Genomic DNA, 13,418 nt, shown 5'->3' on the forward strand with positions numbered 1-13,418 from the left:
TGTTTTGATCTGGACGCATTGACCCTGGCCTCGTGTGTTTTGCCCGTCGGGCAACGCAAGGGATGGTGTGGAATACGGGCACCGACCCTTGCCACAGCCGCGCCACGAACAGGTCTCCCCATGGTCCAAATATGCGTTACGATGATCTCAGCGCGCCTCAAGTCGCGCAGATTGATGAATGAGGAAACGGTATGAGGATGACGATGGGAACGGCGATCGCCGGGGTGGCGGCGCTGGCGGTGGTGGGGACGGCTCTGACGGCGGCTTTTGAGCCGGTCTCGGCCCATGGGCCGACCCGGCAGAAGGTGCGGGAATCGATCGAGATCAGCGCGCCACCGGCCAAGGTCTGGGCCGCGATCGGCAATTTCCAGGACATGAGCTGGCTCCCGCCCGTCACCAAGACCGAGGGCCAGAAGGGCAACGAGATCGGCGCGACGCGGACGCTGACCCTGACGGGCGGCCCGACGGTCGAGGAGGAGCTCTACAAATACGAGCCCGAGATGCTGAGCTATTCGTACCGGATCACCAAGGTCGATGTGAAGGTGCTGCCGGTGACCAATTACTCCTCGACCTTGACGGTGTCGCCCGCGCCTGATGGCAAGGCGAAGCTCGAATGGGCCGGCGCGTTCTATCGTGGTTATCCCAACAACGATCCGCCACCGGAGCTGAGCGACGAGGCCGCGGTGAAGGCGGTGAGCGGGCTGTACAAGACCGGGCTCGAGGCGCTCAAGAAGAAGATCGAGAGCGGTAGCTGATCGTGCGAGCGCTGGTCCTGGCGGCCTTGGCCGCCAGCCTTTGCGGTGCCAGTCTCGGTATAGTGGGGCCTGGCAGCGCGTCCGCCGAAGAGGCGTTCGTCACCAACCAGCTCAGCGACGATCTGATGGTCGTGGACCTCGCCACTGCGCGCAGCGTTGCGACCATCCCGATCGGCGGCAAGCCGGCGGGCGTCGCCGTCAGCGCGGACGGGCGCTTTGCCTATGTGACGAGCCCGGACGCCAAGGCGGTGACGGTGGTGGACGCGGCCGCGCGGCAGGTTGCGGGGCGGATCGAGGTCGGCGGCGGGCCGCTCGGCATTGCCGTCGCGCCCGATGGCCGCACCGTCTATGTCGCCGACTGGTATGCCGCCGCGGTGCGGGCGATCGATACGGCCTCGCGCAGCGTCACGGCCAGCATCGCGGTCGGCGCTTCGCCATCGGGCCTTGCGGTGACGCCGGACGGCAAGCTGCTGCTCTCGGCCGACCGCGACGACGACAGCGTCTCGGTGGTGGACACCGCGACGCGTCAGCGCAAAGCAATGATCAAGGTCGGCACGCGTCCGTTCGGCGTTACCATCGATGCCGATAGCAAGCGCGCCTACACCGCCAATGTCGGCTCCGACGATGTCTCCGTGATCGACATCGCCGAAGGCCGCGAGATCGGCCGCGTGCCGGTCGGGATGCGGCCCTATGCGGTGGCGTTGACGCAGGGGCGCGGCTTCGTCACCGATCAGTATGGCGGCACCGTCAGCGTGTTCGATCTGGCGACGCTGAAGCCAATCAAGCGCATCAATGTCGGCGACTATCCCGAAGGCATTGCCGTCACTGCCGACGGCAAGCGCATCATCGTCGCGTGCTGGGAGAGCAACGTGCTCGATATCATCGATGCCACTGATCTCAAGGTGATCGGCGAGGTCAAGACCGGCGACGGCCCACGGGCGTTCGGGGCGTTCTTGCGGAGGACGGAGTAGGGGATTGCGTAGGGTGTCGACAACAGCGGCTCAGATCGCGGCTTGATGCGACCGATGCTGGAGCGAACGCGCGCTCGGCTGAAGCGCTTGCCACGCCGCTACCTCGCCGATGGCGGGTTTTGCAGTGGCGAGGACATCGAATGGGCGCATGGCGAAGGTATCGAGGTTTACTGTCCTCCTCCCAAATCCAGGAGCGGTGTCGATCCCTTTTTACCCCGGAGCAACGACGGTCCTGGCGTAGCGGCCTGGCGTGCTCGCATGGCCAGCGAAGCCGGCAAGGCACAGTACCAAGCCCGCACAATCTGCGAATGCATCCATGCCCGATGGCGGAACTGGGACCTCAGGCAATTAACCGTGCGCGGTATCGCGAAGGTCCGTGCCGTTGTGCTCTGGTACGCCCTCACCAACAACATCCTGCAGGGACACCGTCTCGTAAAGGCATAGACCGCAGCAGCATACCGACGGCCTGACGCCGCCGGCTTCGACCTCAAGGGACGCTAACGCCCCTTGAGGTCCATGCCGAAACAAACGAATTGGCTCACAGGCTCTACGGATTCCGCGATCCGAGCACACCGCTTCCGCAATGTCGTCCATCCGCTCAAATACGTGGTCTGGCCCCAGCGCCCGCAGCGCCGCCGGTGCCGCATAGCCCCAGCACACCGCGCCACAGGCAATGCCGACGGACCGCGCCGCCTCGATGTCGCGGACTTCGTCGCCGATCGCGATGACCTGGCTCAGCTCGACGCCGGCGCACCTAACAACCCGGCGGAATTTCGCGGGCTTACCGAACAACGACGCGGCACAGTCAAAATGCGAAAACAGCGCCGCGGCCTCGCCAAGCTTCTCACGCGCATTGGCCTCGCTGTCGGAGGTCACCAGCGCCAGCTGCACGTCACCTTCAGCCAGCGTCCGCAGCATCGCCTCGACACCGGCGAACAGCGAAATCTCCGCCGTTGCCTCCGCCTTCAACCGCCGCGCATGCCGCGCGATCGCCGGCAGCTTCCACAAGGGCACCTCGAGCTGGGCGAGAATCTCGCGGCTCGACGCATGCCGCAGCTCTTCGATGTCCTCATCCGCGACGCGGCGGAAGCCGAAGCGGTCGGCGATGTCGTTGATGGTGCGCAGGAACCACGGAAAGCTGTCGGCCAGCGTGCCGTCGAGGTCGAAGATGGCGAGGGAGTGGGGCATTGTGGGTTCTGGAGTTCGCTGACAGGCAAGATGTGACGTGCTATTATTCGGCAAAATTTCGAGGACAGCCATGCGGCACGAGCGGATTGAAATCAACCCGGCCGTCATGGACGGCAAGCCCGTGATCCGCGGGACGCGTGTGCCGCTCGAACTGGTGTTGCGCGAGCTGGGTGCGGGTATGACCACTGAGGCCATCATCGCGGAGCACCCGCGGCTTACGCCTGATGATATCCGGGCGGCCCAGGCGTTCGCAGCCGACTATTTGGCTGACGAAGACATCATTTATCGCTGAACCGTTCTCTGGCTCGCGGACGAGTGCGTCACGGTCTCTCTGGTTCGAGAACTGCGCGGCGCCGGTCACGACGTGCTTTACGTCGCCGAATTTGCTGCCAGTCTGAGCGACGTGGAGTCATCGTGCTGGCGTCGCGGGAAGGGCGTCTTCTCCTCACAGCTGACAAAGATTTCGGCGAGCTTGTCTTTCGTCGCGGCCAAGCCGTTCCAGGTCTTATCCTGTTGCATCCGGAGAATGGGCCGCTGGTACGGAAGCGGCTGCTGGAGGCCGTCGACAAGTTCGGCCAAGGGCTCTTCGGCGCTATGTCGTGATTGATGAGGTTCGTTTTCGATCCCGTCCACTGTAGTGCCGCACCGGGAGTGAGTCACCGCAATTTGCGGACATGAACATTGATATCGATATCGATGTTGCTGACGCAAGTCTGAGTGGTCCGATGTGAGCCGCCCTCGTGCCAATGGCCGTCGCGCGCTCGGGCACCGCTGACATTGGCCAGCTTCAGGCAGCGCCATTGCGGCAGCGGCCCGCTGCTTTCGCCAGAAAACTGCCAAGCCAGCACAGTTTCTTCACCGCGTTTGTTGGTGCCGATGATATGCGGACAGAGCTCGCGGTATCGCCCCTCGTAGACGCAGGTCACCTGCTGTTCCGCAAGGATGGCGTTGCGGAAGAGCGTGTAGGTTTGGTTAGGCATCGCTTCCTCCAGATCGATCATCTGGTCTTGTCGAACACTTAAATTTAGAGGTAGGGGATTGGAAGGGAAGCCATGCCGATCGATGACGTCCAGCTCAGCAAGTTTCTGAGCTCGTCCTGCGCCATAAGCCTGATGTGATCGGGCTTGGATTCGCAGGGATGGGCCGGTATCGACGACCCAATCGTCAAGGCGAATGCCGCTGGCACGAAGTTTGGCCGTGAGGATCTGCTGCGCATCGTCGCAGAGAGCGACAAAAAGCGATTTTCTCTGTCACCAGATGCCGACTGCATTCGTGCTGCGGGGCAGCGCCATGGAAAGCCTCATATCTTCAAGGTCGATGCTGCCGTCATGCACGCGCGCGGTTTCAAGTTTTGTCGCGCTGACAATGGAGGATGGCTAACCGATACCGTCCCACCAGAGTACCTGGTGCCGGTTACGAACGAATAACGCGAAGAGGTAGCGGAGGTGGCTTCACTCCGCCGCCTCGCTTGTCCTCCCGCGCTTCGGCTTGCGCGCCTTCTTCAGCACCGGCTCCAAAAACTTGCCCGTATAGCTCCGCGGCGCTTTCGCGATGTCTTCCGGCGGGCCCCAGGCGACGATCTCGCCGCCGCCGTCGCCGCCTTCGGGGCCGAGGTCGATGACCCAATCGGCGGTCTTGATGACTTCGAGGTTGTGCTCGATGACGACGACCGTGTTGCCCTGCGCGACTAGTTCGTGCAGCACCTCCAGCAGCTTCTTGACGTCGTGGAAGTGCAGGCCGGTGGTCGGCTCGTCCAGGATGTAGAGCGTGCGGCCGGTGGCGCGCTTGGACAGCTCCTTGGCCAGCTTGACGCGCTGGGCTTCGCCGCCCGAGAGGGTCGTCGCCTGCTGGCCGACATGGATGTAGTCGAGGCCGACGCGGTGCAGGGTCTGGAACGTCTCGCGCACGCGCGGTACCGCCTTGAAGAACTCGGCGGCCTCCTCGACGGTCATGTCGAGCACGTCGGCGATGCTCTTGCCCTTGAACAGAACTTCCAGCGTCTCGCGGTTGTAACGCTTGCCCTTGCAGACGTCGCAGGTGACGTAGACGTCGGGCAGAAAGTGCATCTCGATCTTGATGACGCCATCGCCCTGGCAGGCCTCGCAGCGGCCGCCCTTGACGTTGAAGGAGAAGCGGCCGGGCTCGTAGCCGCGCGCCTTGGCTTCCGGCAGGCCGGCGAACCATTCGCGGATCGGCGTGAAGGCGCCGGTGTAGGTCGCGGGATTGGAGCGCGGCGTGCGGCCGATCGGCGACTGGTCGATATCGATGATCTTGTCGATGTGCTCCAGGCCCTCGATGCGATCGTGCGGCGCGGCGCCTTCGCTGGCATTGTTCAGCTTGCGGGCGATGGCGCGGTAGAGCGTGTCGATCAAGAGCGTCGACTTGCCGCCGCCGGAGACGCCGGTGACGCACGTGAACAGGCCGAGCGGAATCTCCGCCGTGACGTTCTTGAGGTTATTGCCGCGCGCGTTCACCACCTTGATGGTGCGGCGATGGTTCGGCGGACGCCGCTCCGGGACCTCGACCTCGAGCTCGCCGGTGAGATACTTGCCGGTGAGCGATTTCGGGTTGCGCATGATGTCGGCGGGGGTGCCTTCGGCGACGATGTTGCCGCCATGCATGCCGGCGCCGGGACCGATGTCGAGCACGTAGTCGGCGAGGCGAATGGCGTCCTCGTCGTGCTCGACCACGACCACGGTGTTGCCGAGGTCGCGCAGCCGCTTCAGCGTATCGAGCAGGCGGGCGTTGTCGCGCTGGTGCAGGCCGATCGAGGGCTCGTCGAGCACGTAGAGCACGCCCGTCAGGCCGGAGCCGATCTGCGAGGCGAGGCGGATGCGCTGGCTCTCGCCGCCGGACAGCGTGCCGGAGGAGCGCGACAGCGTGAGATAGTTGAGGCCGACGTCGAGCAGGAAGGTGAGGCGCTCGCGGATCTCCTTCAGGATGCGGCCGGCGATCTCGTTCTGCTGCTTGTTCAGCGCCTCCGGCACGCTCGCGAACCATTCGCCGGCCTTCTTCACCGACAGCTCCGAGATCTCGCCGATATGCTTGCCGCCGACCTTGACGCAAAGCGCCTCGGGCTTCAGGCGGAAGCCATTACAGCCCTCGCAGGGCACGTCGTGGAAGTACTTCGCCAGCTCCTCGCGGGCCCACTCGCTTTCCGTCTCGCGATAGCGGCGGTTGATATTGGTGATGACGCCCTCGAACGGCTTCTTGGTGTCGTAGGAGCGCACCCCGTCCTGATAGGAGAACTTGATCTCGTCGTCGCCGGAGCCGTAGAGGATCGCGTCCTTCGTCTTCTTGGCGAGGTCCTTCCACTTGGTGTCGAGGGTGAACTTGTAGTGCTTGCCGAGCGCGGTCAGCGTCTGCTCGTAATAGGGCGACGACGATTTGGCCCAGGGCGCGATCGCGCCCTTGCGCAAGGACAGCTCCTTGTCGGGGATCACGAGATCCTCGTCGACATGCTGCTCGACGCCGAGGCCGCCGCAGGCGGGACAGGCACCATAGGGATTGTTGAACGAAAACAGTCTGGGCTCGATCTCGGGGATGGTGAAGCCGGAGACCGGGCAGGCGAACTTTTCCGAGAACAGGATGCGCTCGGGCCCGCTCTTGTCGTGGATTTTCGCGGTTTTCTTTTTCTCTTTCTCTTCCGCAGGCGCGGCTGCGGGCGCGTCGGCGAACTCGACGACGGCGAGGCCTTCGGCGAGCTTCAGCGCGGTCTCAAAACTCTCGGCGAGGCGCTGGCCGATGTCGGGGCGCACCACGATGCGGTCGACCACGACGTCGATGTCGTGTGGGAATTTCTTGTCGAGCGTCGGCGCTTCCGCGAGCTCGTAGAAGCTGCCGTCGATCTTGACGCGCTGAAAGCCCTTCTTGAGCCATTCGGCGAGCTCTTTGCGGTACTCGCCCTTGCGGCCGCGCACGACCGGAGCGAGCAGATAGAGGCGGGTGCCTTCCGGCAGCGCCAGCACGCGGTCGACCATCTGCGAGACGGTCTGGCTCTCGATCGGCAGGCCCGTGGCCGGTGAATAGGGCACGCCGACGCGCGCCCAGAGCAGGCGCATATAGTCGTAGATCTCGGTGACGGTGCCGACGGTGGAGCGCGGGTTCTTCGAGGTCGTCTTCTGCTCGATCGAGATGGCCGGCGATAGCCCGTCGATCTGGTCGACGTCAGGCTTTTGCATCATCTCCAGGAATTGCCGCGCATAGGCCGACAGCGATTCGACGTAGCGGCGCTGGCCCTCGGCATAGATGGTGTCGAAGGCGAGCGAGGATTTGCCGGAGCCTGACAGGCCCGTGAACACCACCAGCTTGTCGCGGGGAATCTCGACGTCGATGTTCTTGAGGTTGTGCTCGCGCGCGCCACGGATCGTAATTGCGCGCAGGCTTGAGCCCGCGTTCTGTTGTTGGCGCTTGGCCTTGATCACTTCGTCCATCCCGGTGGTCCTCAAGGAATCCAAAGACGCGCGATCGCGCCAATGCAAAAGGCGCGCTTCGCCCGGAACCGGGATCGGCGCCGCTGGGTATGGCAGCGAACGTAGGAAGAACGGGCGCGGATTTCCAGTGGCCTTTGCGAATCGTCAACGGATTGTTGGCGCGCTGGCGGCATCTGGCAGCAGGAGCGGCGGAACTGCGGGGAACGGCTCCTACAAACAAAAAGGCCGGCGCGAGGCCGGCCTCTCGTGACGATGTGACGTCGGTCGCGAAGATCAGTACTTCAGATCAGTACTTGGCGACGACCGGGCCGCCGAAGTGATAGTTCACGCCAACCTGCACGGTGTGGAAGTTGATCGTGCCGGACGCCAGCGGAGTGCCGAGGTTGGAGAAGTAGTTCTCGCTGCCGAGGCTGCGATAGAGGTACTCGCCCTTGACCGACCACTGCGGAGCGAAGAACGCTTCGACGCCCGCACCGACGGTCCAGCCGGAGTGCCACTTGCTGTCGGAGACGCTCACGCCCAGCGCGCTGAGCGTGATCTTGTTGTCGATCCAGGCGTAACCACCGGTCCCGTAGAACAGGAAGTTATTGACGGCCCAGCCGATACGGCCACGCACGGTGCCCAGCGCATCGGTCTTGGAAGCCACGGTGATGCCAAGCGCGGTCGCCGAAGCGTTGACGTCAGCCCAGGCGCCATCCGCCTCGATGCCGAACACGACGTTGCCGGTCTGCCAGTTGTAGCCGGCGGTGCCGCCGACGAAGCCGCCCTGCATCTTCGGGTCGGTCGAAGTAGCTTCCCAAGCGCCGCCGCCGACGACACCGAGATAGAAGCCGGTCCAGTTGTAAACAGCAACCGGAGCGATCGGCGCCTTGGTGTAGGGGCGGGCTGCGAGATCAGCGGCCGAAGCCGGAGCAGCGAGAGCGAACAAACAGGCCGAAGCCAACAAAACCTTCTTCATCTTCAATCTAATCCCAGTCCCAGTTTCTGTTGTTGCCTTCCATGCCGGAAGGGCAGCGGACTCAACGGCCCAACTAATGCCGTGCTTACACCACTAAAGCCGCAAGTTGTGTCTCCGAAAAGCCACAACAGCCCCCAAAACGTGGCAAGTGCCGACCTATTGTTCCGGAGAGCACGCAAGCAAAAGGCCGGCGCGAGGCCGGCCTTCAATCTCTCAGTGATATCAGGTAGATATCAGTATTTTGCGATGAGCGGACCGCCCCAACGGTAGTTCACGCGGATCAAGCCGATATCGACATCCTGGCTGATGCGCTCGGAGCGTGTGACGACACCGAGCGGGGCAGTGACAAAATTGCCGGACCCGGTGAAGTTGATCGTGCGGTTGCCGAGGAAGATGTGATCGTACTCGAAGCCGACCGACCAGTTCGGCGCGAATCCGAACTCGATACCCGCGCCCACCGTGCCGCCCCAACGGGTCTCGTTGGCCCGGTCGAACTCGAGGCCTGTCGCCAAATCGTAGGTCCGATAGCGATCACCGACAACGGCGCCGCCGCCCTTCACGTAGAGCAGCACGTTGTTCCAGGCGTAGCCGACCTGGCCAGTGATCAAACCGAACGAGTCGATCTTCGAGCGGTTGCGAAGGGCGAACAGTGCGCTGACATTGTCGCCAGAAAAGTCGGCCCAGTTGCCCTGGCCCTCGACGCCGAACACCCAATTGGCCGACTGCCAGCGATAGCCAACCTGGCCACCGACCGTGCCGCCCGTCGCGTTGTGGCAGCCTTCGCCGACCAGAGTGCCGGTCACAGGCGTCACGAAGTCCCAGCACTTGTGGCTGGTGCCGCCGCCGCCGTTGATACCGATGTAGAAGCCGCTCCAGTCGTAGATGGCGGCGACCATCGGCGGCGGAGCTTTGGTGTAGGGACGCGCAGCGAGATCTGCCGCACTTGCAGGAGCCGACAGGCCCAACGCGATTGCACCGATTGCACCAAACAGAAGCTTATTCATTGCAGTCTCCCCAGTTTCGTCCGCTTCTCGAACTCCCCGAAGCGGTTGATCAGGCGCGACGCCCATATGAACTAAGTCCGACTCAACCGTAGCCTAGGGAGTGGGCAAAGTCCGTCTCCGAAATGCCACACTCGCGAACCGATTGAACCAAGTGCAACTTGATGAATGTTAAGTAGTTTTTACCCTTTCTCGGGAACCCAAAAAGTTCCATCCGGAGGCTGCCTTTTTCATCGCCAATCGTGATCGGGACTCGGCCCGATATCCGCCCGATTGCCACAAAGAACAAATCTGGAACGAAGCGGATGGCGATGCTATATGTGGGGATAACCTTGGGGGTGATGGGCTGAGCGGCGTCCGTAAGCGTATAGGTCGCCTTAACAGGGCGGCGGAGGAACGCGGGGAGCGGACTTTCGCCTTTGAAATTCAGTGGCATTGGAGTGGAGAGCGGCGATGGCGGGAAGCGTCAACAAGGTCATTCTGGTTGGAAATCTCGGCAAGGATCCCGAAATCCGCCGCACCCAGGACGGGCGGCCGATCGCGAATTTGAGCATCGCCACCTCGGATACCTGGCGCGACAAGAATACCGGCGAGCGCAAGGAAAAGACCGAGTGGCATCGCGTCGTGATCTTCAATGAAGGGTTGTGCAAGGTCGCCGAGCAGTACCTGAAGAAGGGCGCCAAGGTTTACATCGAGGGCGCGCTCCAGACCCGCAAATGGACCGACCAGAGCGGCGTCGAGAAATACTCGACCGAGGTCGTGCTCCAGGGCTTCAACTCGACGCTGACGATGCTCGACGGCCGCGGTGGCGGTGGAGGAGGCGGCAGCTTCGGTGATGAGCCGGGCGGCGATTTCGGCTCCTCCGGTCCCGTCAGCAGCGCACCGCGCCGTCCTGTTGCGGCCGGCGGCGGTCGCAACAGCGACATGGACGACGATATCCCGTTCTGAGAACACGGATCGCGCGGCCAAGGCGCATCGCCTGATCGCGCCGCGCCGGGTGTGTCGTGTCAGCAATTCCTACTAATCGGCGGGGCGGGCTCGGATTTTCCGGGCCCGCTTCGAGTTCGACGTGAGCTCGGATTTCACATGGGCAAACCGTCCGACAGGGCCCGCTCGCGGCGCGGTTTTCCAGGCGTGAGAGGTCATTTTGGAGGGGCGATTCCGGGCCTCTCGGAAGCAGTGCTCAGAAGGGCTTAAGTTGTTGGAAAAATAGGCGGAAAAATCGCTTGCCAGGGCCTTCGCGAGGGTGGTTATCCGACCCCCGATGCGCTATATGATTCCCAGATAAACCTCACCGGATTTCCCCTTGGCTGACGACGACAACAAGCCCGGCGACCAGCCGGCGCAACCCTCGGACATTCGCCCCGTCTCCATCCTCGACGAGATGAAGAAGTCCTATCTCGATTACGCCATGAGCGTAATCGTGTCGCGCGCGCTGCCCGATGCGCGCGACGGCCTGAAGCCGGTGCATCGCCGCATCCTGTTCTCGATGAACGAGGAAGGCTACACGCCGGACAAGAAGCACAAGAAGTCGGCCGGTATCGTCGGCGACGTCATGGGCCAATACCATCCGCATGGCGACCAGGCGATCTACGACGCGCTGGTGCGCATGGCGCAGCCTTTCTCGATGCGCGAACTGCTGGTGGACGGGCAGGGCAATTTCGGCTCGGTCGACGGCGATCCGCCGGCGGCGATGCGCTACACCGAGTCGCGCCTGACCAAGATCGCGCTGAAGCTGCTCGACGACATCGACAACGAGACCGTCGACTTCCAGGACAATTACGACGGCTCGACCAAGGAACCGGTGGTCCTGCCGGCGCGGTTCCCGAACCTGCTGGTCAACGGCGCCGGCGGCATCGCGGTCGGCATGGCCACCAACATCCCGCCGCACAATCTCGGCGAGGTCATTGATGCCTGCCTGGCGTTGATCGACAATCCGTCGCTGACCATCGACGAGCTCAACAACATCATCCCGGGCCCGGATTTCCCGACCGGCGGCATCATCCTGGGCCGCCAGGGCATCCGCAGCGCCTACCATCTCGGCCGCGGCTCCATCGTGATGCGCGGCAAGGTCACGTTCGAGACGATCCGCAAGGAGCGCGAGGCGATCGTCATCACCGAGATCCCGTATCAGGTGAACAAGGCGACGATGGTCGAGCGCATCGCCGAGCTCTACAAGGAAAAGAAGATCGAGGGCATCTCCGATCTGCGTGACGAGTCCGACCGCGAGGGCTATCGCGTCGTCATCGAGCTCAAGCGCGATGCCGTGCCCGACGTGGTGCTGAATCAGCTCTACAAGTTCACGCCGCTGCAGACGAGTTTCGGCGTCAACGCCGTCGCGCTCGATTCCGGCCGTCCGCAGACGATGAACCTAAAGGATATGCTGACGATCTTCGTCGGCTTCCGCGAGCAGGTCGTCACGCGCCGGACCAAGTACAAGCTGCGCAAGGCGCGCGAGCGCGCGCATGAGCAGGTCGGCCTCGCCATCGCGGTCGCCAACATCGACGAGATCATCAAGGTGATCCGCACTTCGCCGACGCCGGCGGCTGCGCGCGACACCCTGATGACGCGCGACTGGCCGGCGCGCGACGTCGAGGACATCATCACGCTGATCGACGATCCGCGCCACCGCATCAACGCGGACGGCACCATCCGCCTGTCGCTGGATCAGGCCAAGGCCATCCTGGAACTGCGCCTGGCACGTCTCACTGCACTCGGCCGCGACGAGATCGGCGACGAGCTATCAAAACTCGCCGGCGAGATCGGCGACTATCTCGATATCCTGCGCTCGCGCGCCCGCATTCTCGAGATTATCAAGACCGAGCTCGCCGAGGTGAAGGCCGAGTTCGCCACGCCGCGCCGCACCGTGATCATGGAGCAGGAAGGCGAGGTCGAGGACGAGGACCTGATCCAGCGCGAGGACATGGTCGTCACCGTCTCCCACGCCGGCTACGTCAAGCGCGTGCCGCTGTCGGCCTACCGGGCGCAGCGCCGCGGCGGCAAGGGCCGCGCCGGCATGCAGACCCGTGACGAGGATTTCGTCAGCCGCCTGTTCGTGGCCTCCACGCACACGCCGGTGCTGTTCTTCTCCTCGCGCGGCCAGGTCTACAAGGAAAAGGTCTGGCGCTTGCCGATGGCCGCGCCGAACGCGCGCGGCAAGGCGCTGATCAACATCCTGCCGCTGGAGCAGGGCGAGCGCATCACCACCATCATGCCGCTGCCCGAGGATGAATCGACCTGGGGCAACCTCGACGTGATGTTCGCCACGACAGGCGGCAACGTGCGGCGCAACAAGCTGTCCGACTTCGTCGACGTCCGCCGTTCCGGCATCATCGCGATGAAGCTCGACGACAACGAGGCGATCGTCGACGTGCAGATCTGCACCGAGCGCGATGACGTGCTGCTGACGGCGGCCGGCGGCCAGTGCATCCGCTTCCCCGTCACCGACGTGCGCGTGTTCACCGGGCGCACCTCGATGGGCGTGCGCGGCGTCGCGCTTGGCGAGGGCGACAAGGTGATTTCGCTGGCGATCCTGCGCCATGTCGAGACCACCTCGGACGAGCGCTCGGCCTACCTGAAGATGCGCCGTGCGGTCGCCGGCGAAGCTGCGACTGAGGAGACCGCCGCGGACGGCGAGGCCGAGGAGGCCTCCGGCAGCTTCCAGCTGGCCCAGGAGCGTTACGCCGAGATGTCGGCGCAGGAGCAGGTCGTGCTCACCGTGTCGGTCAACGGCTATGGCAAGCGCACCTCGTCCTACGAGTACCGCACCACGGGCCGCGGCGGCAAAGGTATCGTCGCCATGAGCGTCAACAACCGCAACGGCAACCTCGTGGCCTCATTCCCGGTGGAAGATGCCGACCAGATCATGCTGGTCACCGACAAGGGCCAGCTGATCCGCTGCCCGGTCGAAGGCATCCGCATCGCCGGCCGCTCGACGCAGGGCGTGATCGTGTTCGATACGGCCGAGGACGAGCACGTCGTCTCGGTCGAGCACATCACGGAAGAGGCCGAGAGCGGTAATGGAGAGAACGGCAACGGCGGTGGAGCCTAGCGCATGATCCGGAAAAGCGCGCAGCGGTTTTCCGAAAAGATCATGCTCAAACAATAAGCGC

General features: G+C 63.6%; 10 protein-coding genes and 3 pseudogenes. 8 read left to right on the top strand and 5 right to left on the bottom strand.

Features of this window, described 5'->3' with window-relative positions:
- Positions 1-191: 191 nt before the first annotated feature.
- The 3 genes and pseudogenes from ACNJX8_RS20855 to ACNJX8_RS20865 all read left to right on the top strand — a co-directional run.
- Positions 192-755, top strand: coding sequence for an SRPBCC family protein (locus tag ACNJX8_RS20855; RefSeq protein WP_439356613.1), 564 nt, complete (start codon positions 192-194; stop codon positions 753-755).
- A gap of 2 nt (positions 756-757) precedes the next feature.
- Positions 758-1,726 (top strand): cytochrome D1 domain-containing protein, encoded by a 969-nt coding sequence (locus tag ACNJX8_RS20860; protein WP_439356614.1) that lies wholly within the window; start codon positions 758-760, stop codon positions 1,724-1,726.
- 15 nt (positions 1,727-1,741) lie between these two features.
- Positions 1,742-2,170: pseudogene (locus ACNJX8_RS20865) on the top strand (transposase); the annotation flags it as partial.
- Between the two features lie 123 nt (positions 2,171-2,293).
- Here the strand turns inward: ACNJX8_RS20865 and ACNJX8_RS20870 are convergent.
- A pseudogene (locus ACNJX8_RS20870) lies at positions 2,294-2,914 on the bottom strand (HAD family hydrolase); the annotation flags it as partial.
- A gap of 70 nt (positions 2,915-2,984) precedes the next feature.
- Here ACNJX8_RS20870 and ACNJX8_RS20875 point away from each other — a divergent pair.
- Together ACNJX8_RS20875 and ACNJX8_RS20880 are read left to right on the top strand one after the other, a co-directional pair.
- A complete protein-coding gene (locus ACNJX8_RS20875) occupies positions 2,985-3,206 on the top strand; it encodes a DUF433 domain-containing protein (protein WP_439356615.1) in 222 nt (73 codons plus the stop codon).
- 122 nt (positions 3,207-3,328) lie between these two features.
- Positions 3,329-3,517 (top strand): DUF5615 family PIN-like protein, encoded by a 189-nt coding sequence (locus ACNJX8_RS20880; RefSeq protein ID WP_439356616.1) that lies wholly within the window; start codon positions 3,329-3,331, stop codon positions 3,515-3,517.
- 53 nt (positions 3,518-3,570) lie between these two features.
- Here the strand turns inward: ACNJX8_RS20880 and ACNJX8_RS20885 are convergent, their stop codons facing one another.
- On the bottom strand, positions 3,571-3,915 hold the full coding sequence (locus ACNJX8_RS20885; protein ID WP_439356617.1) for a hypothetical protein: 345 nt from the start codon (positions 3,913-3,915) through the stop codon (positions 3,571-3,573).
- 51 nt (positions 3,916-3,966) lie between these two features.
- On the opposite strand from ACNJX8_RS20885, the pseudogene ACNJX8_RS20890 reads away from it, so the two are divergent.
- Positions 3,967-4,341, top strand: a pseudogene (locus tag ACNJX8_RS20890) (RNA 2'-phosphotransferase).
- A 24-nt stretch (positions 4,342-4,365) separates the two neighbouring features.
- Here ACNJX8_RS20890 and uvrA read toward each other — a convergent pair.
- From uvrA to ACNJX8_RS20905, 3 genes are all read right to left on the bottom strand, one after another.
- Positions 4,366-7,347 carry an excinuclease ABC subunit UvrA gene (uvrA, locus tag ACNJX8_RS20895; protein ID WP_439356618.1) on the bottom strand — a complete coding sequence of 994 codons (2,982 nt, stop codon included), beginning with the start codon at positions 7,345-7,347 and terminating at the stop codon, positions 4,366-4,368.
- Between the two features lie 286 nt (positions 7,348-7,633).
- A complete protein-coding gene (locus ACNJX8_RS20900; protein ID WP_091897853.1) occupies positions 7,634-8,305 on the bottom strand; it encodes an outer membrane protein in 672 nt (223 codons plus the stop codon).
- Between the two features lie 233 nt (positions 8,306-8,538).
- On the bottom strand, positions 8,539-9,309 hold the full coding sequence (locus ACNJX8_RS20905; RefSeq protein WP_128947068.1) for an outer membrane protein: 771 nt from the start codon (positions 9,307-9,309) through the stop codon (positions 8,539-8,541).
- A 450-nt stretch (positions 9,310-9,759) separates the two neighbouring features.
- Between ACNJX8_RS20905 and ACNJX8_RS20910 the strand changes: the two genes are divergently transcribed.
- Together ACNJX8_RS20910 and gyrA are read left to right on the top strand one after the other, a co-directional pair.
- Positions 9,760-10,254 carry a single-stranded DNA-binding protein gene (locus ACNJX8_RS20910; RefSeq protein WP_091897737.1) on the top strand — a complete coding sequence of 165 codons (495 nt, stop codon included), beginning with the start codon at positions 9,760-9,762 and terminating at the stop codon, positions 10,252-10,254.
- Positions 10,255-10,612: 358 nt separating this feature from the next.
- Positions 10,613-13,357 carry a DNA gyrase subunit A gene (gyrA, locus tag ACNJX8_RS20915; protein ID WP_128933639.1) on the top strand — a complete coding sequence of 915 codons (2,745 nt, stop codon included), beginning with the start codon at positions 10,613-10,615 and terminating at the stop codon, positions 13,355-13,357.
- Positions 13,358-13,418 lie beyond the last annotated feature (61 nt).

The sequence above is a fragment of the Bradyrhizobium sp. SPXBL-04 genome, assembly GCF_051853035.1.
Taxonomy (GTDB): domain Bacteria; phylum Pseudomonadota; class Alphaproteobacteria; order Rhizobiales; family Xanthobacteraceae; genus Bradyrhizobium; species Bradyrhizobium zhanjiangense.

Coding starts and splice junctions, on each gene's coding strand:
- ACNJX8_RS20855 (WP_439356613.1), top strand. CDS start 192: ATGAGGATGACGATGGGAACGGCGATCGCCGGGGTGGCGGCGCTGGCG.
- ACNJX8_RS20875 (WP_439356615.1), top strand. CDS start 2,985: ATGCGGCACGAGCGGATTGAAATCAACCCGGCCGTCATGGACGGCAAG.
- ACNJX8_RS20885 (WP_439356617.1), bottom strand. CDS start 3,915: ATGATCGATCTGGAGGAAGCGATGCCTAACCAAACCTACACGCTCTTC.
- uvrA (WP_439356618.1), bottom strand. CDS start 7,347: ATGGACGAAGTGATCAAGGCCAAGCGCCAACAACAGAACGCGGGCTCA.
- ACNJX8_RS20900 (WP_091897853.1), bottom strand. CDS start 8,305: ATGAAGAAGGTTTTGTTGGCTTCGGCCTGTTTGTTCGCTCTCGCTGCT.
- ACNJX8_RS20905 (WP_128947068.1), bottom strand. CDS start 9,309: ATGAATAAGCTTCTGTTTGGTGCAATCGGTGCAATCGCGTTGGGCCTG.
- ACNJX8_RS20910 (WP_091897737.1), top strand. CDS start 9,760: ATGGCGGGAAGCGTCAACAAGGTCATTCTGGTTGGAAATCTCGGCAAG.